General features: G+C 69.7%; 14 protein-coding genes and 5 pseudogenes (1 of these 19 cut by a window edge). 4 read left to right on the forward strand and 15 right to left on the reverse strand.

The annotated features are described in order from the left end of the window. Positions 1 to 590, forward strand: a pseudogene (locus tag ALLO2_RS16455) (recombinase family protein) (it extends 916 nt beyond the left edge of the window). 502 nt (positions 591 to 1,092) lie between these two features. On the opposite strand, the gene ALLO2_RS16460 reads toward ALLO2_RS16455, so the two are convergent. The 11 genes and pseudogenes from ALLO2_RS16460 to ALLO2_RS16515 form a co-directional block, all read right to left on the reverse strand. After that, positions 1,093 to 2,529, reverse strand: coding sequence for a replication initiator (locus ALLO2_RS16460; RefSeq protein WP_011436526.1), 1,437 nt, complete (start codon positions 2,527 to 2,529; stop codon positions 1,093 to 1,095). Positions 2,530 to 3,230: 701 nt separating this feature from the next. Further along, complete coding sequence (locus ALLO2_RS16465) at positions 3,231 to 3,812, reverse strand: GNAT family N-acetyltransferase (RefSeq protein WP_035733232.1); 582 nt, start codon at positions 3,810 to 3,812, stop codon at positions 3,231 to 3,233. Further along, the gene (locus ALLO2_RS16470; protein ID WP_011436524.1) at positions 3,805 to 4,566 is read right to left on the reverse strand and encodes a lasso peptide biosynthesis B2 protein; all 762 of its coding nucleotides are present in this window, start codon (positions 4,564 to 4,566) and stop codon (positions 3,805 to 3,807) included. Before ALLO2_RS16470 ends, ALLO2_RS16465 begins: the two co-directional genes overlap by 8 nt. Beyond that, the gene (locus ALLO2_RS16475) at positions 4,566 to 6,395 is read right to left on the reverse strand and encodes an albusnodin/ikarugamycin family macrolactam cyclase (RefSeq protein WP_369808170.1); all 1,830 of its coding nucleotides are present in this window, start codon (positions 6,393 to 6,395) and stop codon (positions 4,566 to 4,568) included. Before ALLO2_RS16475 ends, ALLO2_RS16470 begins: the two co-directional genes overlap by 1 nt. A gap of 69 nt (positions 6,396 to 6,464) precedes the next feature. Continuing rightward, positions 6,465 to 6,608: an albusnodin family lasso peptide gene (locus ALLO2_RS25770; RefSeq protein ID WP_023841791.1), complete on the reverse strand. Its 144-nt coding sequence runs from the start codon at positions 6,606 to 6,608 to the stop codon at positions 6,465 to 6,467. Positions 6,609 to 6,744: 136 nt separating this feature from the next. Continuing rightward, positions 6,745 to 7,131: a hypothetical protein gene (locus ALLO2_RS16480; RefSeq protein WP_232235139.1), complete on the reverse strand. Its 387-nt coding sequence runs from the start codon at positions 7,129 to 7,131 to the stop codon at positions 6,745 to 6,747. A 121-nt stretch (positions 7,132 to 7,252) separates the two neighbouring features. After that, positions 7,253 to 7,492, reverse strand: a complete 240-nt coding sequence (locus tag ALLO2_RS16485) for a hypothetical protein (RefSeq protein WP_011436520.1) — start codon at positions 7,490 to 7,492, stop codon at positions 7,253 to 7,255. A gap of 3,586 nt (positions 7,493 to 11,078) precedes the next feature. Further along, positions 11,079 to 11,471: a hypothetical protein gene (locus tag ALLO2_RS16500; RefSeq protein ID WP_035733236.1), complete on the reverse strand. Its 393-nt coding sequence runs from the start codon at positions 11,469 to 11,471 to the stop codon at positions 11,079 to 11,081. Next, entirely contained in the window at positions 11,471 to 11,779 is a 309-nt protein-coding gene (locus tag ALLO2_RS16505; protein WP_011438518.1) for a hypothetical protein, read from the reverse strand. Before ALLO2_RS16505 ends, ALLO2_RS16500 begins: the two co-directional genes overlap by 1 nt. A gap of 489 nt (positions 11,780 to 12,268) precedes the next feature. After that, positions 12,269 to 12,436 (reverse strand): annotated as a pseudogene (locus ALLO2_RS27370) (MFS transporter); the annotation flags it as partial. A 68-nt stretch (positions 12,437 to 12,504) separates the two neighbouring features. Beyond that, positions 12,505 to 14,511, reverse strand: coding sequence for a hypothetical protein (locus ALLO2_RS16515; protein ID WP_035733239.1), 2,007 nt, complete (start codon positions 14,509 to 14,511; stop codon positions 12,505 to 12,507). Between the two features lie 472 nt (positions 14,512 to 14,983). Between ALLO2_RS16515 and ALLO2_RS16520 the strand changes: the two genes are divergently transcribed. Both ALLO2_RS16520 and ALLO2_RS16525 read left to right on the forward strand, forming a co-directional pair. Then, complete coding sequence (locus ALLO2_RS16520) at positions 14,984 to 15,910, forward strand: radical SAM protein (protein WP_255361209.1); 927 nt, start codon at positions 14,984 to 14,986, stop codon at positions 15,908 to 15,910. Then, entirely contained in the window at positions 15,904 to 17,055 is a 1,152-nt protein-coding gene (locus ALLO2_RS16525) for an epoxide hydrolase family protein (RefSeq protein ID WP_198031027.1), read from the forward strand. The genes ALLO2_RS16520 and ALLO2_RS16525 overlap by 7 nt, the downstream gene beginning before the upstream one ends. 89 nt (positions 17,056 to 17,144) lie before the next feature. Here the strand turns inward: ALLO2_RS16525 and ALLO2_RS25780 are convergent, their stop codons facing one another. Then, entirely contained in the window at positions 17,145 to 17,285 is a 141-nt protein-coding gene (locus ALLO2_RS25780) for a hypothetical protein (RefSeq protein ID WP_232235141.1), read from the reverse strand. 353 nt (positions 17,286 to 17,638) lie between these two features. On the opposite strand from ALLO2_RS25780, the pseudogene ALLO2_RS16530 reads away from it, so the two are divergent. Next, a pseudogene (locus tag ALLO2_RS16530) lies at positions 17,639 to 18,801 on the forward strand (benzoate/H(+) symporter BenE family transporter). A 120-nt stretch (positions 18,802 to 18,921) separates the two neighbouring features. Here ALLO2_RS16530 and ALLO2_RS16535 read toward each other — a convergent pair. The 3 genes and pseudogenes from ALLO2_RS16535 to ALLO2_RS16540 all read right to left on the reverse strand — a co-directional run. After that, positions 18,922 to 19,597: pseudogene (locus ALLO2_RS16535) on the reverse strand (uracil-DNA glycosylase); the annotation flags it as partial. Between the two features lie 538 nt (positions 19,598 to 20,135). After that, positions 20,136 to 20,807 (reverse strand): annotated as a pseudogene (locus ALLO2_RS28320) (alcohol dehydrogenase catalytic domain-containing protein); the annotation flags it as partial. Then, entirely contained in the window at positions 20,791 to 21,426 is a 636-nt protein-coding gene (locus ALLO2_RS16540; RefSeq protein WP_035733244.1) for a Uma2 family endonuclease, read from the reverse strand. The pseudogene ALLO2_RS28320 and the gene ALLO2_RS16540, both read right to left, overlap by 17 nt. Between the last annotated feature and the right edge of the window lie 107 nt (positions 21,427 to 21,533).

Raw genomic sequence — 21,533 nt, forward strand, 5'->3', positions numbered from 1 at the left:
AGGGCACGGGTACGGCCGTCAAGCACACGTTCGCCGGGTACTACGTGTGCCACAAGTGCAGGCGTTCCCTGGTCCGGAACTCTCCCCGCGCGTACGCCCTGTGGCGGCATCGTCTCGGGAAGAGCCGTGAACACTTCGAGTGTGACCAGTCGTTCCACATCAACGCCGCCGACGCGGACGACCTGATGACCCGCCTGGTTGACGCCTACCTACGCCGCCGAGACTGGGAGAAGACCGGCGACGTCGCGGACGGTGACGAGCTGAAGGCCGAGCGGACCGAGAAGGAACGCGAACTGGCCGATCTTCCCCGCGCGATCGCCGCCAAGGAGATCAGCCTGCGGCTGGGTGGCCAGCTCGAGGCCCAGTACGAGACCCGGCTACGGGAGATCGACGCCGAACTGGCCCGCCGCGCGCGTCTCGTGACCGTCCTGGACGGAGCGGAAGCGCTCCGACTCTGGCGCGGAGGCACCCTCACGGAGAAACGCCGTGTCCTGTCAACGATCATGGTGAAGATCATTGTGGTTCCCGGGAAGGATCTTCCGTTGCGGGAACGGCTGGACCCGCAATGGCGCTATCCCGGACCTGCCTGACCGCCGCTGTCGACGTTCCGCGCGGGTTTCGGTGCAAGTGCGGTCACGATCGCCGCCGCCATCAGCGCCGATGGTTCCGGAGCCCGCGCGAGCTGAGCCGCTATCCACCGCGCATCCGCCTCCAACTCAGCCTCACGGCCGGCATCAGGAGGGCCAGCCGCCGACCTGGAGACCGACCTGCCCGANGACCGACCACGCCGCCGCCCAGCAGCACCAGGCCCACGACCACCATCCGTCTCCGACTCACACGACATCACCCGATCAGCCCCGATATCCCGCAGACCGCCCCGCGCCAACGCCGGTCGAGGTGCAGCCCACCCGCCCACCCACGCCACTGTCGTCTCACACGAGCGCTCACCGGCCGTGTCCGTGAGCAACGACGACGAACAATCGGCACCTTCGGTGCTCGTCTCCGGGCCAGCCACCTGCCCACCCAGCTCCGCCGGGCCCGAACCGGAGTCGTCGAGGTCATCGAACAGCGACGGCTGAACCGACCCGGTACTCATCTCTCAGCCGGCCCATTGCCCACCGGGCTACCAGCCGTCCGCGACGACCGCAACTCGGGAGGGTCAGCCCCGTGTCCGCCGAGGTCTAGCCCCCGGCCCGTATACGTCCACGCCCCGAGAACGATCGTGTTCTCATCGCCCTCAGCCCGGCCGAAGGCGTCCACCGGGACACGGCCCGCCATCGCCGCGCCGATCGTGCGCGACCACACCCGCCGTACCGTCCGTAGCGCGGTGAACGTCGTCGAGTAGGTCCGCGATTTCGTCAGCCAGTGGCCACCGAACCCCATCTGATGCGCCCACCGCAGTAGCCGTGGGATATCGCCGGAATCCCGGCCGAGTGCCGCATCCAACGCCGCGGTGAACACCGGATCATGGCCGAGCCGCCAGCAGGTCTCCACCAGACGGCGCACATGCGGCGCCAGGATCAGCCGGCCCAGCGCGGCCAGCGACCGCACCGGATGATCCAGCGCCCCGCCGGCCGCCGCCGACTTGGTGAGGTACTTCGCCAGATAGTTACTGATCCGTCCGACATCGGTGGGTCCGTCGAGCGCGATGCGCCGGATGTCGACCTGGACACCCCAGCGCACCGCCCACCCGTCAGCCGATGCGGTGCCGTCGAGGGTGCCCATGTCCGGATCCGGAGCAGCTACCGCGACCGACCCGACGACGTCCCGCAGCGCGTCCGCGACCAGATCACCATCCGCCCAGCCAGGAGGAGACGAGCCAGGCCCGTCCGGCCCGTCGACCCGGACCACCACATGCAGATGCACCACGCCCCGCGCCTGCATTTCCGCGACCTTGACGAAGCTCAGCCGCGCCGAGCGGCGTAGCCCCGCCACCGTCAGACCCGCAGCAGCCGCGACCGCGGATTCCGTCGCGTCGCGTGTCGTTTTCCAGAGCCGAGGTACCAGCGCGTTCCACGTCACGGCCCGGCCGTACTGGTAGCAGTCCGGGCAGATCGGGGAACCGAGCCGGGAATCATCCTCGCGGTGCCGCTCATGACAGCCTGCCGGACGGCCATGGGGGCAGAGCCCCCGCCGGGGGTGGCAGGCCCGCACCGGACCGCCCTTACCGCCCTGCTGACGGCGGGAATGCACCGGCCCGAAGGTCGGAGCGGTCAACGTCACGAACCACGCCGGATGCGTCGTGACGGTCTCTGGTACGCCTTTGCCGCCCGCGAGCCCGGCCAGGACCAGCCGCCGGGCGTCCCGCTTGTACACCGCCGAACAGGCAGGACACGCCGACTCCCGCCGGTTCCCGCACCGCACATGCAGCACCCCGCCCGGCAGATCCTTCCCGGACAGCGCACGGCGGATCTCACCGGTCCCGACATCCACATGATCGACATGGCCGGACAGGCGGATCGGACGGGAACAGCCACCCGCGACCGGCCGGTTTTCGGGCAGGCTCACGCCCACATCCACGGAAAACACACCGCGCCCTTTCACTCGCACACGCCCCCACCAGCCCAGACCCGGAAAACCACAGGTCAGACCAGCGGAGAGCGCGAAGAAAGAAAGCAGGAATGAGAACAGGAGAACCGGAACGGAAACCGAACCCGACGGGCCTTCCGCCGTACAGCCATCCCACACCGAAACGCCGGCACAATGCCACACACAAAAACACGCCCATAGTCGGCAGCGCTAATGGCACACGAAACGGCAGCGCGACCGGCACCAGACCGGCACCGGCACGGGGAACAGGTGAACGCGCGGAAACCCCGCGCAGGCTCAGCCGCCCCCGGCTACCCGCTCACCCCACAGGCAGCAGCAACCCAGGACAGCAGCAGAACACGGCACATGCGCACCCCAGACGGAACATCAACACGACTGGACGCAGGCCACCGACGGCGACCCACGGTGCAGCAGCCCGAGCCCGGTCCGTGCCGCTCCGAGGCGGCTCACATGTGGACAGCCCGACAATGTGGCGTACTGCCGTACAAGAAAAAGATCATCGTGGCGCAGGGTTCAGAACCCTCGAATGCCGTCATTGACGATACCACCCCGGCGCATTGGGTGCCAGGGGGCATGGCGACGACCCCGGGGCACCTCCACCCGAGGGGAAGGGTCGGGAAGGCCGCGGGGTCGCCTGGCGGGGGTGGATCGGTAGGGATAGTTCCGCGAGAATCGTTGCTCTACCGGTCCGACTCGACGGCCTGCCGTACCGCAGACGGCCCCGGGAAGTCGGCGGGTATCGCGTCCATCAGCGTTTCGTTGGCAAGCTCACCCAGCCAGTATCCGGAGTTTCGACGCTCCCCGATCCTGCGGAAACCAGCTTTCTCGTAGGCCCGGATCGCAGCCAGGTTCGGAGAGAGTACCGATAGGTGGACGCATCGCAGGTTCGTCACGTGAAAGGCGTAGTCGAGTGTGAGCCGCGTCGCTTCGGTACCGATACCGTTGCCACGGCTGGCCGGGCCGAGCTGGATCACGAACTCCCCGGTTCGCACGTGATGGTCGATGAGAACGGCGGTGGNGCCAGCGGGGGNCGGCGGATCCGTGGTCACGTCGTAGACGGTGAACCTCAGCTGATCGTCCGTGCCGCGCGCCTGATGCTGGAACCCCTCTCGCCGGTTTTCCAGCGAGTCCGGTGTCTGGCGACCGTAGCCGACCAGGACGCCAGGATCCTGCTCCCACTGCCAGTAAAGATCGACGAGGTTGCTGGAGAACGGGCCGAGCCCAGCGCGTTCGCCCCGGATCCACACGATCGGTTCATGCACGCCTGTTCTCGCTTCCGTTGTCGCGTTCGGGTACGGCGCGCAGGACGCCGAACCGTGCGGTTGACGACGGTTCGGCAACCCGCTGTCCGTCGTCAGTCTCCACCCAGGCATGGAGCCGGACAGGGTCGGCTGCTGCGCCGTGGCACCACGTCACCCGCTTCCGGCCCATGGCCAGCAGGAGGAACGCCGCTGATGATTCTTCGAGGCAGGCAACACGACCCGGCATGACCGTTCCTGCCCGCCGGACGGCGTTGACCGCTTCCATGAGGTGATCAGCTGAGGCGTTGACCCTGGTGCGTCGCGTGGCCCACGTCAGCAGACGAAGTAGCCGCGCCATCCGGCTGCGACCTTGTCCGGCCGAGAGCGCGCCGAGCACGACGAGTAGGGCCACACCCGCACGCAAGGTCATCCCGCAGGATGCGGATCCGGCCGTCGTGCGCCCGGCCTGCATCTCCTGCGTTCCCCAGCTTGGCACCCACGACGGCCCGACCGCCGTCGGTTGGCCCGCCCGATGTCGAAGGGTCTCCATGATCAGTTCTGCCGTAAGGAGCTGTTCACGCAGGGCCCGCGCGGACTGGGTGTCCAGCAGCCCTGACGGGTCGCCGTACCCGCTGGTCGTTGCCGCCTCCCACCAGCGCGCGGCCGGCCCGGTCAGTACATCAGCACGGCCGTTGCGGTAGTTGACGATCACGGTGGCCGGGCCGACATCGAGCGCACGAACGTGTTCGGGGACGCTGATGTACTCACATGACATTATCTATCGCTCTCCGTGGTTCTTGGAATCCACGCCACATCGGATGTGTCACCCAGGGCCCGTAGCCATACCTCCGCCGCCAAAGCCGGCTCCACGGTGGCGAACGGGACAGGGAGCCCTGCGGCCATCATCGTCAACGTCTGTCGGAACTCGCCGGGCTCGACGAGGCCCAGAGCGGCCAACCGGCCGTCAGCCAGGGCATGGAGCGAAGCCAGGTTCGTGCGCATCCCCTGGTAGTGGTCAGGATTGAAATCGCCCTTGGTAGTGCGCTCTGCCAGCCTGGCAGGGAACAGGTTCGCCATCGCAGCCCGCAACACGGGCTTGTAGTCGGCGGGGCCGGGACGGTCACCCAGGGAAACCGACAGATAGGTATCCACCACGCGAGAATCCGTGANTGGGTTGTGCAGCGCTACCCCGGCCGCTTCGGCAAGCTGAATATCGGCGCGCGCGGAGCGCCCCACCTCCGCCATTCCTTCACCGGTCATGACCGTGGCAAACGAACCGGGGGTGGGATCATCCGTGCGTTCAGCTACCGCCGAGGCGACAGTCCGTGCCCGTTCCCGTGCCTGCAACGTCGCCCATGAGGGAAGAGGTTCGATCCCGCACCAGCCGATATCGCCATCGGCGGTACTTCGTGAGGAACCTCCACCCAACTCCGTGGCCAGCGCCGCCAGCGCTGCCGCGCGACGTTCTCGCGAGACACGGTGAGCCGACCGCAGCAGCGGCCACACGGGAAGCCTACGCAACCGCGCCCATCGGATCGTTTCGACCACTGCCCGCCGGCTATGCCCGATCGCGAACAAATCTGCCAGAATGATTGGTGGAGAACACAGCAGGCTATCCCCGCCATCGCCAGTCAAATGGCAATCAGTGTCGAAGGTTCTCCGCATCCAGGCGAGTTGACCGGAAAATCGGGCATGCGCGATCGTGGACGGCGCCGGTTCGTCTGTTACCGGGACAACATCCAACGCAGAATACGGCGCGTGCTCCGCGCCCAGCGGCATGAGGCGATGAACGATTCCGGAATGTCTGGCCGCGAGCCGCGCATAGTCCACGTCCCCACCCGTGGCACGGCCGACTGGATGCACCGTCACCCCGGTCACCGGCCGCGAAGTGCCGGACGACGCATGGGCTAGCAAAGCAAGAGATGTCGAGTCGAACCCGCCTGACATATCCGCTGTCAGCGCTGTCGCGTTGACTGCCCGCACGGCCACCGCCGCTGCCAGTTCCGCCCGCAGTCGCCTGCCGGGTGAATCTGCGCATGGTCGAGGCGACCACATCCGTTCCGCCCGCACCGCCCCCGAGCGGATCAGGGTCAGGCGATGTCCGGCGGGTACAAGCCCTACGCCCTTGAACGCGGACCGCCCCGCAAACAGGACAGGCACCGACGGAGCCAAAAGCCACATCGCCAACCGATCCAGATCCGGCCCGGCACCGGTCAGCGCAGCCAACGCGCGTGAGCTGGAAGACCAGTACACCCCGCCGTCCAGCGAGGCTGTGTAGATGGGCCATGCTCCACCGAGGTCGGTCCAGATGCGGGTAAGGCTGTCGGTGACTTCCACAGTGGTGTAACTACCCGCCCACTGCCAGGCCACGTCGTCCGGAACCCCGTGCGTTCCGAGTCGCGTCAAAGAATTCCGAGTGATGGCGCAGGGGCCGATCACCGCAACCATTCGGTGGTCGCTGTGCGTCGTGCGGACCTCGTGCCCGTCCCATCGGCCGACCGTCCAGCATCCGGGAATGGTCGGCCACACCTCCGCACTGTTGGCAGGGGTCCGCGGTGGCGTTGCGGCGCTACTGAAGCCCCCGAACCAGCGCATGTCTCCCATCCCTTTCGTCCTTTCCTGAACGTACTGGTGCCTGGCCCCATGCGGAACCAGGCACCAGCAGGACGCGGACTAGCTGTTATACGCCTTCCGCTTGTCCTCCGCGCTGCCCTTGCCCTGGCCGAGTGTCACCATCGACGCCTCACCGAGGCACACCAGCAGCACCGGATCCTTTTCCGCCGGACCCTCGTGCGACTGGAGGTCAACCGTCACCATTTTTCCGCCCTACCTTTCCTGGTGTTTGCGCGGCCAATACCGCGCCTGGGTACCCGACAGCGGCCGATTCCGCGTCGGGGGATCTGGGTGAAGGCTCACCGGAGCGTCATTCTTGACTATGACGCAGCGTCGACCTTCAAATCAGAGCAGGGAAATGGATCTCCCAGACGTCGATCGGCAACACCACTTCGTGGTCGCGCAGGCGCACCCGATGCAAACTGAACGTCACTCCGTCCGGTGTCACATCCGGGTTCGGTCTCGATCCCGCCATTACGATCCGGGGCAACTCACCTGCCATGATCCTCTGTCGCCGCAGCCGGATACCGACCGCCCACGCCACCCGGGATTCCATCAGCGACGTGAACCTGCGGTGCATCAGTACGAGCCCCACCGGAGCAAGCTGGGCAATCCCAATACTTGCCCCCACCATGATTTCCTCGTCCACCGCCAACTGGTCGGACAGCAGCATCTCCTGTGCCTCGCTGTCCGCCCGCAACGGCTCTGGCAGCATGCCGATGATCAAACCGTCGCGGTGCCAGGGCACGAACTCCGGGAGCTGGCCCGTGTGAAATTCCCACCCCGTGGCCGTGACCGCCCCACTCGCCATTACTCGGGCCCCGGACGAAGAGCCAGAGCCAGATCCCTCAAAGGCTCGCGATCATCCCCAAGTCCAGGAACGGAAGCGCACGGTATCCCGGAATCGTGATCCCGTGCCGGTGGGCATAGTTCGCCATCGACCGCAGATCCGCGAATGGGGCGACCACCTGAGCGCCCGGCACTACCAGCGCGAAGGCTCCCGACGGGGTCATCACGTCCCGGAGGTTCACCATTCGCGCGAGCCCCGTAGGAATACCCGTTCTCGTCATCCCACTCCCAGTCGTCATCGTCGACGTCGTACCTGTCCTCGTCCTTCATCGCTCCCACCTCTACCGACCGCATCCGTCAGACCGCGAACCCCCGGTACCTGTGGGACCAAGAATGCTGCGCACTCCAGCCACGGCACCCCAGGCCCCCAACGGCACCGGCCGGGGGGGACGGCCCCAAGCCCGACCAGGGCCGCTACGAGAAGTTCAACGCGGATTCCGCACGTGCCCAAGGACAGATGCCACGTCAAGTAACCGGCTGTCACCGACGGCCCGTCCGGCGATCAGAGCCGTTGTCCGGTTGACGTGACCAGTCGAATCGCAGGTCAAATGATCAGTCGACCAGCCGAATCCACGGTGACTTCCCTGCCGCCCGGTCCGCCACCGAACATGGGCCGCTACGCTTCGTGCAACCCCTTGTTCTGGGAGGCACCCGTGACGCCACATCGCGCGACAGAGCACCCCGGATGGAACCCCTCTATGCTCCGCCGGCATCGGCTTCAGTACGGGCTCACCCTTCCCACGCTCGCCGAACGCATCCGCAATATCGACGTCGACAGCGCCCGTGAACGAAGCTTCACCCCGCCACTGGCGACCGCCGAAGTCATCGGCAAGCACGAACGCGGGCAGACCTACCCCGGCGCCGACTACCGCGCCAGCTACCGGCACATCTTCGGCACTGGAGACGCCGACCTGGGATTCCGCCACCGGCTCCCCGCCGAGCACGCCCAGACGACTCCGCAGCAGGCCGACTCTCCCAGTGACCGGGCCGCGTCCTCTCCGCCGCCTTACTCTGGAGACATCGGCGGGTACACCGCTTCACGCCCGCCCGATACCGACGGGCCGGAGAGGCGGATCATGACCGAATCAGAAGAGGCGTTTAACTTCCTGGTCAACGCCGAACGGGCCGCGGCTCGACCGGAAGTTCTCGACTTCCTCCACCAACAGGTACGCAGCCTCGCCATCGCGTTCCNGACCGAGGCGACGAACCTTGTAGGCCCGCTACTCGACGCACAGCGCGTCGCCTTCAGACTCCTGGACGGCCCAACTCCGCCAGACCAGGCCCGGGACCTCTACTTTCTCGCAGCAATCNCCTCCGGCCTCCTCGCCCGCGCAGGAGTCGACCTCAGCCAGCACACAACCGCCGACATCTACGCCCGCGTCGCCTACCTGTGCGCCGACCGGGCAGATCATCCCGGCCTGCGCATCTGGGTACGCACCGAACAGGCCCGCGCCGCCTACTGGACAGGGGCACCACACGAGGCACTGCGCTACATCGAAGCAGCCGAAGCAGACGTCCACCTCGTTCACGGCACGGCAGCGATAGAGACCGCCGTACAGGCAGCCCGTGCCCATGCGGCACTCGGCGACAGCGCACAGGCCCATGCCGCCATCACGCGAGCCGTAGACCTCCGCGAGCGGACCCGTCCCGACGACCTGGACGAGATCGGGGGTGAACTCTCCACCCCGGTAGCCGTCCAACTGTTCATCGCATCCGATGCCCTTACCCGACTCCCCGAGGACCCACGCGCCGAGCAGGCAGCCATGGACGCCGTGGAAGCCTTCGCCGCCGCAGGTAACGCCAGCTACGGCAGCCGAGCCGGGGCCCACATCAACCTCGCTCTGGCTCGCACCCGCCGGGGTGACGTCGACGGCGCCCAAGACGCCCTCCGGCCCGTCCTAGCCATCCCAGCCCAGCGCCGCAACCACGGGATCCGCACCCTCATGCAGCGCATTCAAGGTGCGCTGACCGACCAGCGGTACGGACGATCGCCGCAGGCACTCGACATTGCAGCCGAGGTCGAGAACTACTGCCAGGTGACCCCGACAACCCGGATCCCCGAGTAGTTCAAGATCGTCGCTAATGTTCTGTACCGTTTCAAGGGCGGCCTTCGGCCGCCGCGGGGGGCCTGCCGCACGCGCCGCGCGTCGCCCCGTGCGCGCCGCGCCTACGGGATCGCCGCACCCGGCCGGGGCCCCGCCTCCCTCCGGTCGGCACCCCGGCCGGAGCGTCGCCCCGTGGGCGCGTCGGCCCGTCGGCGTGTCGGAGCGTCAGGCCCCCCGCCAGAGGGTCCGTGACGACCGTGACGATCGGCGATGCTGATGCCGCTGGTCCACGCCGGTGCTCCAGGAGCCGCGCGACGTCCGCGAGGACGGTGCCGCTGCTGGTTGTTGGGGCTCCGCCCCAAACCCCGGCCCTCACTCTGGAGGAGGGGGANCCTCCGGCCTCCTCGCCCGCGCAGGAGTCGACCTCAGCCAGCACACAACCGCCGACATCTACGCCCGCGTCGCCTACCTGTGCGCCGACCGGGCAGATCATCCCGGCCTGCGCATCTGGGTACGCACCGAACAGGCCCGCGCCGCCTACTGGACAGGGGCACCACACGAGGCACTGCGCTACATCGAAGCAGCCGAAGCAGACGTCCACCTCGTTCACGGCACGGCAGCGATAGAGACCGCCGTACAGGCAGCCCGTGCCCATGCGGCACTCGGCGACAGCGCACAGGCCCATGCCGCCATCACGCGAGCCGTAGACCTCCGCGAGCGGACCCGTCCCGACGACCTGGACGAGATCGGGGGTGAACTCTCCACCCCGGTAGCCGTCCAACTGTTCATCGCATCCGATGCCCTTACCCGACTCCCCGAGGACCCACGCGCCGAGCAGGCAGCCATGGACGCCGTGGAAGCCTTCGCCGCCGCAGGTAACGCCAGCTACGGCAGCCGAGCCGGGGCCCACATCAACCTCGCTCTGGCTCGCACCCGCCGGGGTGACGTCGACGGCGCCCAAGACGCCCTCCGGCCCGTCCTAGCCATCCCAGCCCAGCGCCGCAACCACGGGATCCGCACCCTCATGCAGCGCATTCAAGGTGCGCTGACCGACCAGCGGTACGGACGATCGCCGCAGGCACTCGACATTGCAGCCGAGGTCGAGAACTACTGCCAGGTGACCCCGACAACCCGGATCCCCGAGTAGTTCAAGATCGTCGCTAATGTTCTGTACCGTTTCAAGGGCGGCCTTCGGCCGCCGCGGGGGGCCTGCCGCACGCGCCGCGCGTCGCCCCGTGCGCGCCGCGCCTACGGGATCGCCGCACCCGGCCGGGGCCCCGCCTCCCTCCGGTCGGCACCCCGGCCGGAGCGTCGCCCCGTGGGCGCGTCGGCCCGTCGGCGTGTCGGAGCGTCAGGCCCCCCGCCAGAGGGTCCGTGACGACCGTGACGATCGGCGATGCTGATGCCGCTGGTCCACGCCGGTGCTCCAGGAGCCGCGCGACGTCCGCGAGGACGGTGCCGCTGCTGGTTGTTGGGGCTCCGCCCCAAACCCCGGCCCTCACTCTGGAGGAGGGGGAGAGGCCGCGTACGTCCGCTGATCGCCTCCGCCGCCCGGACCCCTGAAGGGCTACCCCGGAACCTCCCACCCGCGCAAGGGACGCACCGCACCCAGCATGGTACGGGCCGTCGGCGCCCTTGCCCGGCCAGGAGAACCCGGGGTAGGGCTACGCCGCCCGACCGACGGAGGAGATCAGCTCAGCCCGAACTCTGTGAAAGATCAAAACCCGGGTCGGGTGGCGTGGAAGCCCCCGAACCCGGGTTTGATCAGCCGTGGGTCAGGTCATGCCGCGAGCGGTGTCCGCTGTTCCTCCGGGTCGAGCAGGGAATCGGCGAGGGCACGGCCGATCGCATCGCCGGTGTCGAGGGGTTCGCGTGCGACCAGCAGCCGCACCCCCGTCCGGCGCAGCAGGCCCAGGACCGCCATCCGCCCGGTTTCGGTGGCCGCGAGCCGTTCCAGCGTGTCGACCACGACCACGCCGTACGCCCCCGACCCGACGAGCCGGACGACCGCCGACCAGGCGTGCGGACCCGACCCGATCTGACGGACCGCACCTCCGGCCTGCCAGCCGCGCGCCGTACATGCCACCGCGAACACCGCCCGCTGGTCTGCCAGGTCGCCGTAGCTGCCGGCATCCTGGCGGATGAAGTGCAACGCCCGCAGCGAGCCCGCCATCACCGGCCCCCGTCCCGACGATCCTTGCCACCGGGCCAGCCGTTGACCTGGGCGGTGTACCACTGGCTCGCCGCCGACCCCGCGACCGTCAGCGAGTCCCACCAGCGCGCCGCCACGTCGTACGGCATGTCACTGGCCACGCTCACCCGCACCCCGGCCGGAAGCAGCAGGGTCGGACGCATCACCGAGAACCGAGGTCCCGGCATCGGAAGATGCACATCCGCCGACTCCGCCGGATGCACCTGGAGATCCACACTCGTCACCGACCGGCTACCGGCACCGGCCGGCCCATATGGCACCATGGCCATGGGTTCCACACTCCTGTTCGTAGCAGGATTTGGGATCAAGGCCCGGGGATGGTGCTGGTAACACCACTCCGGGCCGCCCTATTCACTTACCTTCCACCGCCCATAATACCCCGTCGATCCACGCCATGCCGGCATTTCGTACGAGCCGGAATGTTTCACGAGAAACAGTCACGTCTATTTCCTGCGAGCGTGGGCCAGGTTTTCCGGGGAGTAGTAAAGAATACGACCGCCGTCCGCGTTGGCCCCGCTTCCCGGAGCGGAACGCCCGCCGGGACGGCCAGGACGAGCCGGACCGGAGCGCGGCCCCGCGCGACGCTGGCCGCCCGGCAAGGAGACGGCGCACCCCACCCACCTTTTGTGGTGCAGATCACTGTTCTCCGGTGGAGAAAAGGCACACGTCTCCCTCGCCCCAGGCTGACGCGGAAGCCTGCTTGCAGGTGCAAGCGGGATGAACGTGCAGATCAGGCGTTGCTACGACGTACTACTTGCGTAGGCGTTCACCACCCACGAGAGCCCGGCGGCGGAGAACCCCAGGTCCTGGCCGATGGAGGGCAGGGCCACGTTCACGATGGAGGTGTCGATCACGATGGCGAGGGCGCCGGTGCAGAGCACCAGCAGGGCCCACTGCCGTTCACGCAGGCTGCGGTAGCGGCTCACGATCAGGCGCCGCGACTGGACGGTCTCGTTCAGGCTCCCGAACGAGTCGCCCTTCGGCTGGAAGATGCTCACTGAGCTGCCACCTCGGCCATCGCACCGTCCATCCCGCCCATGGCACCGCCCGGCTGGACCATGCAACCGCCCATCCCGGCCCCCATCCCGGCCGTAGCACCGTCCTGCTGGGCGTCGGCAGGATCAGGCAGCCCACCACCGCCGCGCACGACCGGGTGGGTCATCGGGATCGGGGGCAGGGCCAGGGCGTGCATCCGCCCGCTGCGCACCAGCAACCGGCGCCAGTCCGACGGGTCGAGCGGCACCAGGGTGTGCCGGTGACGGCGGGTGGCGTCGATCGTGGTCGCCCGGGCGGACGACCGGTGTCCGCCGGCCGCCTCGATCGTGGCGATCCGTTCGGAGCCGAAGTTGATCGGCAGGGCGGTGCTGAACTCCTGCGCGCTCACCGCGAACCAGTCGTCGGTGTCCTGCTTGATGCCGTCGGCCAGGCCGCGTATGGCCTGCTCGTGGGGCACTCCGGCGTCCCGGGCCTCCCAGTACAGCTTGACGCGGTGCCCGTGACCGATCATGCCCGTGATGGCGCCGCCGCTGGTGAGGAAATGGCCGTTGCCGAAGGTGTCCCCGGCGACGACCCCGTTGGCCGCGACCTGGGCGTCCACCCCGGCCCGCTCGACCAGGCTGAACAGCTTCGGACCGTACGGCATCTGGATCCTCTCCAGTTCCGACACCGGCATCTCGCAGATCTGCGAGACCTGGTCCAGGTAGANCTCCCGCATCAGGTGCTGCACGCCGGCCCGGTACTGCTTGGACTTGCGGTAGGTACCGGGCGGCACCAGGCCGGACAGGATCGGGTCGAACGTCTTGTAGTCGGGAACCTGCACCAGGATCCAGCCGACCTCGGCGTCGTCCTCATGCCCCACCGCGATCTGCCGCACCCAGTACTCGTTGCCCTCCTTGTCGAAGTCGGAGGCGATCCTGCGCCGCAGCCGGCCGTCGACCAGCACCTCCAGCAGGCCGGCGAGGTAGTCGGCCTGCGCCACGACCGGCCCGCGGCCGTCGTGGTGGTCCACCAGCACGTCCTCCTGCCTGAAGCCTAGGCGGTCGGCGTCGGTGCTGTTGAAACCCTGCGCGATCATGAACAGCTCGGGAATCCCGATGTCGATCACCTTGCTGCCCGGCACCCGCACGCGGTGGAACCTGCCGTTGTAGTCCAGCTCCCTTACCTGCTCGATGCGGATGGACNTGCGACCGCCGGAGGCGTCCCCGAATCCCTCCTCGCGGCGCAGCCACTTCAGATAGCCCGCGTCGCTCCCGGTCCCGGTGGTGACCACCCGGTGGGACAGGAACAACCGCACCCGCGGCGTGACGCCCCGGGCCAGGTCCATCCGCTCGACCCCTTCGAGGTAGCGGCGCATCAGCACCATCACCTCGGAGGCCGCGCTCTGGAACGTGGAGGGCCCCTCCAGCGCCTCGAGGGTGCTGCGCCCCACCCGGGTGGGGTCGGGCCGGCGCGGGGGCTCCGGCGGCGTCAGCACGGTCACCGTGCGGTGCGGCTTCCCGTCCTTCCAACGGTCGTCGATGAACTCGGTGTGGAAGATCCGGCCGCCGATCCGCGCGGGCTCGCCGACCAGCGCGTCCAGGAATCCGCTGACCACCTCGTCGGCCGTGACGGCGCCGGCGGGCGTGTCCGGCCGGTAGAAGCACTCGGCCAGGATGAACAGGCTCCCGTCGCCCCGGNGGGGGATACCCGCCTCGCCGTAGCGCTCGAGCATCATCTGGTCGATCAGGCCGAGGTGGTGGTAAAGGTCCTCGCGAATGTTCCAGTGCACGCCCAGCGAGGGGTCACCCCNCAGCTCGACGCCCACCACCCGCCGGCCCAGGGCCAGCGACCAGAGCATTCCCATCATGTTGGTGGCGCCCAGGCCGAGGGCCAGGAAGTCGGGATTGAGGACTCCGGTGGTGTCATCGGCCAGGCCCGTGTCCTGGACGGTCTCGTCCAGCCGGGCCCAGGCCTGCCGCCGGGGAACAAAAGAGTTCAGGACACGACGAACGTCCACGCCCATAATTCCTCCATGACAATCTGCCAGATCGAGGTTCAAGAGCGCGGAGCGCGCCTCCACGGACGGCCGACAGCCAGAAGGTCCGTGGAGCGTTTACCGCCAACCGGTCCGCCCCAGCCAACTTGGTCCCGACGGTACCTACGCCTCGAATCGAACGTCAAGGGCGCCGTCTTCTACGCGACACCGGGACCCTACCGATCCCGCCCGCCCACCAGGCTCTTTCAGCCGACGTTCGGGCCGGTGCCACCATGATGCCCGAGCGCATCAGTCCCGACCCGAGATGGTTGCAGGAGAAAAAATGGTGGACGTTTCGCTCCCCGCTGGCTACCGTGCCAAAGGAGAAGGACGTGCTTCGGGTGGACCGACGTGGGGGGCAATGACACGGAGCGCCAATGACACGGGGGCCAAGAATGACGTGGGGGCCGATGTGGCCGGCGGCATCGCGATCTGGGACCGTTTCCCCCCGACCCAGAGAATGGTCATCAACTACACTCTGACCTGCAATCTTGCGTGCGATCACTGCATTGTGGAGTCGAATCCGACCCGCCGGGAGCGGCTGACCCTCGACGAGGTCCGGTCCGTACTCGAGCAGGGGCAGCGCACCGGGAAGCGACACGTCACCTTCAGCGGGGGCGAGGTCTTCCTCTACCCACAGGTCATGTGCCAGGCCATCGCCCACGGCGTCCGGCTCGGCTATGTCGTCGACGTGGAGTCCAACGCCTTCTGGGCCCGCAACCCCGCCCAGGCCGAGGCCAGACTGCGGCCCTTCGTCGAGGCCGGCATCCACGGCCTGTCCCTCAGCGCGGACGTCCACCACATGCGGTACTTCCCCGTGGAGCGACCGATCAACGCCGCCCGGGCGGCCCGGGCCAGCGGCCTGGCCACCGAGATCCAGTTCTGCACCTCGGCCGACGAACAGGCCGACGAGCAGATCAGGGCGGCCCTGATCGCGGCCGGCGAGCCGTTCGTGGTGCTCGAGCTGCTCGATCGGGGCCGCGCCCGGGAGATGCACCGGATCTGGCGGGGACGTCCGGTCACCGAGCTGCCCGACTGCGACGATCTGACCACCACCGTGCACGCCACCGGTGACGCCTATGCATGCTGCCAGCTCGACATCGGCGTCGACGACATGAAGCGGACGCCGGTGTTCCTGGGGCCCGTGCGCGGCCCGGGATCGGACCCGGCGGAGCAGGCCCGGCGGGAACGGCTCGTGCACGCCTTCCACGACCCGCAGTCCCCAGCCTACTTCCGGACCATGGTCGCCGAGGATCCGCAGTTCCAGGACCTCGCCGACGCGCGGTTCACCAACATCTGCGATTTCTGCCTGCGGGCCCTGAGCGACCCGGCCCGGGTGGCGGCCCTGGAACGGGTGCTCGCCCGGGCCGGACGGACCGCGTGCTGATCACACCGTCCCGGATCCGGGTGCCCGAGGACGTCCTGACCGGACTGCGGCAGCGGATCGCGCGGGTGCGCTGGCCGCAACCGGCCCCCGGCCCGGCCTGGTCCCAGGGCACCGACCTGGCGTTCCTCCAGGGAATGCTCGCCGACTGGGCCACCTTCGACTGGCGTGCGGCCGAGGAGAGAATCAACGGCGGGNACGACCAGTTNGTCGCCGNGGNGTCCGGGCTGCGGGNGCACTACGTCCATCATCGGGTGCCGGGGGCCGACGGTCCGCCGGTCATCCTGACCCACGGCTGGCCGAGCAGCTTCGTGGAGATGCTCCCGCTCGTCGACCGCCTGCGCGACCCCGCGGCGTACGGCATCGACGCTCCCGCGCGGGATGTCGTCGCCGTGTCCCTGCCCGGGTATCCCTTCTCCGAGCGTCCGGCCGGGGAACACACGCTGCGGGACACCGCGCGTGTCTGGCACGACCTGATGACCGGGCTCGGCTATCCCCGGTACCTGGCCGCGGGCAGCGACTTCGGTTCCGGGGTCAGCACCTTCCTGGCACTCGACCATCCCGACACGGTGGCCGGGCTGTACCTGACCGATCTCGAACTCGACCCCGTCCTGGACCCGGCCGTCGACCCGACACCGCTGTCCCCGGCCGAGCGTGCGTATCTGGACGCCGGCGAACGGTGGTCGCTGACCGAAGGCGGCTATCACGCGATCGCGTCCACCCGGCCCCAGNCCCTCGCGTACGGGCTGACCGACTCGCCCGCCGGGCTGGCCGCATGGCTGCTGGAGAAGTGGCGTGCCTGGTCGGACTGCGCCGAAGGCCGGGTGCCCCGAGTGTCCCGGGAGTTCCTGCTGACCACGCTCACGCTCTACTGGGCCACCGGTTGCGTCGGGAGCACGCTGCGCGACTTCCACGACAACCGCCAGGTCCAGGAGGGCATGACGGTCGGTGACCGGGTCCTCGCCCCCACCGCGTTCGGGCGTTTCGGGAACGGCCTGGATGACCTTCGCCCGCCCCCGCCCGAGTTCGTCGGACGGCTGTGCCGCGTGGTGCGCTCCACGGTGCACGACGAGGGCGGGCACTTCCCCGCGGTGGAGGTTCCCGACCGGCTCGCCGCCGACATGCTCGCCTTCTTCGCCGAATGCTGACCCTCGGATCCCGCGCGGGGATGACCGGATGGCCCGGCCCGGCGGCCCGGCGCACCACCTTCCCGCGTCCGGACCGCGGCATCCTCCCACTACAGGCCGTGCAGTGACAGGCCGTGCAGTGACAGGACGTGCAGTGACAGGACGTGCAGCGCCTCCCGGCGGGCCTGGGCATCGGAGGGGTGGGGACGCCCGGTCGTGACGCTGTCCGGCGAACGTCCGTCGGGCAGCACCTTCCAGGGCGCCAGGTTGTGGAGACGGGAACTTCGTGTGAGCGGACGATCCCGCCGCCCCACACCCCCACCGCTCGCGCCCCGGGAGAGCCCGGGGCCGGGCTGGTCACCCGCGGCCGGGTGCCGGTGGCGGCCGTGGCCTCGTGACGGGTGCCGTATCCGCGGTCCGTTTTCATGGTCCGCCGCCGAACGGCCGACAGTAGTGTTCCGGGGATGGAACAGCGCGATCGTGACCTTCCGGACCTACCGTCGGCGCCGATCCCGCTGTCACCGTGAGCGACGGCGGTTCAGGCCGGTCGGATCCGCCGGATCCCGCGGACGGCGAGGCGGCTTCGGGGGTTCGGGGCACCCATCTGGTCAGCGCAGGCGCCGTCACGGCGCTGGTCGGGTTCGCGAGCACGGCCGTCGTGGTGCTGGCCGGGCTGCGGGCGGTCGGGGCGGACCCCGCGCAGGCAGCCTCGGGCCTGCTTGCCGTCACCGTCACCCAGGCGCTCGGGACGCTGTGGCTCAGCCGCCGGCACCGGATGCCGATCCTGCTCGCCTGGTCGACGCCGGGCGCGGCGCTACTCGCCTCGACCGGCGCGGTCGACGGTGGCTGGGCGGCGGCGGTCGGGGCCTTCGCGGTCTCGGCGGCCTGATCCTGCTGACCGCGCTGTGGCCCCGCCTCGGGACGCTCATCGCCGCGATCCCAGCGCCGATCGCGCAGGCGATGNTCGCCGGTGTCCTGCTCTCGCTGTGCCTCGTGCCCGTCCACGGGCTGGTGGACCATCCGGCGCTCGTCGCGCCGGAGGTCGTGGTGTGGCTGGTGCTGCTGCGGGTCGCGCCGCGCTGGGCGGTGCCGGCGGCGTTCGCCGCCGCGGTGGTGGCGGTCGGGATCTGGTTCGGCCGGCACGGCGGGCCCGACAGGCCGCTGCTGCCCCGGGTCGCGCTGACGGCACCGACGCTGAACTGGGCGTCGATGCTCTCGCTCGCGGTTCCGCTCTACGTCGTCACGATGGCCTCGCAGAACGTGCCGGGTGTCGCGGTGCTGTCCTCCTACGGGTATGCGGTCCCCTGGCGGGAGGCGATGACGGTGACCGGGGTCGGCACCGTTCTCGGCGCGTTCGCCGGCGGCCACGCGATCAACCTGGCCGCGATCACCGCGGCGCTCGCCGCGAGCCCCGACGCGCACCCCGACCCGCGACGACGCTGGGTCGTCGCCCACCTCGCCGCCTGGACCTTCCTCGCCCTCGCCCTGCTGTCCACGCTCCTGGTGACGGTCGCGGCCGCCGCCCCCACCGGCGTCACCACGGCCCTCGCGGGCCTCGCCCTCGTCGGCACACTCGCCTCGGCGCTGACGTCGGCCCTGGCCGACCCGGCCGAGCGGCAGGCCGCGGTCGTCACCTTCGTCGTCGCGGCCAGCGGCGTCACCCTCGCCCGCGTCGGCGCCGCCTTCTGGGCCCTCGCCGCCGGCCTCCTCGTCCGCGCCGCCCTGCGCCGCGGCCCCNCCCCCGCCGGTGCCCCCGCGCAACGCTGACCGGCACCCTCCCGGACCGCAGCCCGCGGGGCAGGGCATCTCACGTCTGCCGGGGCGCCGGTGTCGGCCACGGTCAGGCGCCGTGTCCCGGAGCTTCCGGGCCGAGCGGCGGGCGGGNCACGGGAGGCTCCAGTCGACCGGCTCGGCACCCTGGCGGCGCGGGNGGNCGTTGGCCCGGCTGAACGGCCGGGACCCGAAGAAGCCCCGGTCGGCCGACCGCGGTGACGGGTGGGCGGACTCGATGGTCGCGGCACCGTCCAGGAACGGCCGCAGGCTGCGGGCCTCGGCACCCCACAGGATCGCGACCAGCGGCCTGCCCCGCCCGGCCAGCGCCCGGATGGCCTGTTCGGTGACCGGCTCCCAGCCTTTGCCCCGGTGCGAGCCCGGGCTGGCGCGGCGCCGTCGTCAGCGCCCGGTTCAGCAGCAGCACCCCCTGGCGCGTCCAGCCGGTCAGGTCGCCGGTCGAGGGCCTCGGCACGCCGACGTCCGCGCACAGCTCCTGGAAGATGTTCAGCAGACTGCCCGGCAGCCGGCGCACCTCGGGTGCCACCGCAAAGCTGTAGCCGATGGCCATTCCCGGGGTCGGGTAGGGATCCTGTCCGACGATCAGCACCCGCACGTCGTCGAACGGCTGCTGGAAGGCCCGCAGGACATGCGGGCCGGCCGGCAGGTAGCCGCGCCCGGCGGCGATCTCCGCCCGCAGGAAGTCGCCCATGGCGCTGATCTGCCCCGCCACCGGTTCGAGGGCATGCGCCCAGCCTGGCTCGACAAGGTCCCGCAGTGGTTGCGCCGGCATGGCCGGCCATGCCTACTGCGCACCACCGACCGCCCCTGCCTACGCCCCACCGCGGCCGAACTTCCAGCCGGGAATGTCGCCGATGGCCGATGGCCGATGGCGTGGTGGCGTGGTGGCCGGTGGCGTGGTGGCCGATGAGGCGGCGGGTGTCCCGTGCTGTCCCGGGGCCCGGGGAGGCCCGCTGCGCCGTCGGCCGGGTGGCGCCGTCGGGCGTGGTGGCGCTCGGCGGTGCCGGCTGTCCCCGCGGGGGCCGGGTCGCAGAGGCCGGGTCGCAGAGGCCGGGTCCGCGGGGGCCGGGTCGCAAAGGCCGGGTCCGCGGGGGCCGGGTCGCAAAGGCCGGGTCCTCGACGTGGGCGCGTTTCCCGCCGCCGGCCGTCAGGCCGGTTTCGACGCGACACCCTCGTAGGCGAAGCCGACCAGGGCAGTTCCGGCCATCGGGTATGTCCTGGCCGACTCCAGGGTCAGCCCGGACCGCCCAGCGCACCTTCGCCACCCAGCCGGGCGTCGTGTAGTCGACGACGGCATCGGCCCCGAACTCGACCGCGACGTCCGCCTTCGCGGGACTGCCCACGGCAGCAATCACGGTCGCGGCCCCGGCAGCCTTGGCCCGCTGCACCAGAAGCGAGCCGATCCTGCCCGCCGCCGCAGTGATCAGAGCGGACTCGTCGGGCCGGACCTGGATGGCCGACACCAGGCCGACGGCGATGGCGCCGGCCTGGAACACCGCCACAGCGGACCCGAGGGTGAGCCCCTCGGGCACCTCGTAGACGCTGTCGGCCTCGGCCAGGGCCAGCTCCGCGTNCCCGCCGGTCATCCCAGCCGTGCTCGCCACCACCCGCTTGCCGGTCAGCGACGAATCGACGTCCGGTCCGACGGCGGCGACCCGGCCGCCAACCTCCAGGCCCGGGATGTACGGCTTCGGAAACGGATACCGGCCGGACCGCACGATGACGTCGCCGTAGCCGACCCCGGCCACCTCGACAGCGACCAGCACCTCGCCGACCGACGGCTTGGGATCCTCGATTTCCTCGACCCGCGGGACCCCCGGCGGGCCGAACTCCCGCACCCCCGGGACGAGTGAAGCGATGGCGCCACGCTGATCCGCGACATCCAACCGTGCCAAGATCGTCTCGCACGGCTTGTAACAAATGACTGGGAGGGCCAAAATTGGTCCTGTCGACCTGTCGGGACGCTCAGAAAGCCAGGTCATCCCAGGTGATGGTGATCGGGATGGGGTTGGTGATTTCCGGTGGTCCGCCGGCCTCGTCTTTCATGAGGGTGCCGAGGTGTTTGTAGAGCATGCTGGCGCGGTCGAGGGCGTAGCGTTCGATGCTGGTGACGCCGTCGTTGTCGAGTCGGATGATCCAGTAGTGCTGGATGCCGGCGCGGGCGTATTCGCCGAGCTTGTCGGTGGTGTCCTGGGTCTCTGAGCCGGGCGAGACGATCTCGATGACGAGCAGGGCGTGTTCGGCGCGGAGCCGTTCGCCGCGGTCACGATCGAGGCAGCGGTAAAGGATGACGTCGGGCCGGCGGTTGAGCAGGGGGATGTCGCGGAGCCGCAGGTCGACGTCGTTGTTGACCGTCAGGCAGCCGTACCGGCCTGACTTCACGGCGTTCCGGGCGTGCCGCTCCAGCAGGTTGGCGAGCCGCCGTCCCGCGGTCTGGTGGTCCGGGGCGGGAGCCTCACAGAAGATGATGTAACCGTCGACGATCTCGATCGACCGGGCGATCTCCTCCGACAGCGCCTCGTACTCGGCTGCCGTCACGCGCGCGGGCTGCGGGCGCAGGTCGCGCAGCCAGCTGTCCTCTGGCAAGGCCGTCGTCACCATCGCCTCCCGGGCGGATGAGTCGTCACGCGTCCAAGACGTCGGTGGGACGCGACCATCCGATCCCAGCGTAGATCCTGGGCTCGCGTGGACGCGCATCGCAAGGCAAC

The sequence above is a fragment of the Frankia sp. Allo2 genome, from assembly GCF_000733325.1.
GTDB classification, from domain to species: domain Bacteria; phylum Actinomycetota; class Actinomycetes; order Frankiales; family Frankiaceae; genus Frankia; species Frankia casuarinae.

Bases quoted from the DNA above. Each gene is read 5' to 3' on its own strand.
- ALLO2_RS16520 (WP_255361209.1), top strand. From the start codon at position 14,984: ATGGTCATCAACTACACTCTGACCTGCAATCTTGCGTGCGATCACTGC.
- ALLO2_RS16505 (WP_011438518.1), bottom strand. From the start codon at position 11,779: ATGGCCATGGTGCCATATGGGCCGGCCGGTGCCGGTAGCCGGTCGGTG.
- ALLO2_RS16500 (WP_035733236.1), bottom strand. From the start codon at position 11,471: ATGGCGGGCTCGCTGCGGGCGTTGCACTTCATCCGCCAGGATGCCGGC.
- ALLO2_RS25770 (WP_023841791.1), bottom strand. From the start codon at position 6,608: ATGGTGACGGTTGACCTCCAGTCGCACGAGGGTCCGGCGGAAAAGGAT.
- ALLO2_RS16470 (WP_011436524.1), bottom strand. From the start codon at position 4,566: ATGTCATGTGAGTACATCAGCGTCCCCGAACACGTTCGTGCGCTCGAT.
- ALLO2_RS16540 (WP_035733244.1), bottom strand. From the start codon at position 21,426: ATGGTGACGACGGCCTTGCCAGAGGACAGCTGGCTGCGCGACCTGCGC.
- ALLO2_RS16485 (WP_011436520.1), bottom strand. From the start codon at position 7,492: ATGACGACTGGGAGTGGGATGACGAGAACGGGTATTCCTACGGGGCTC.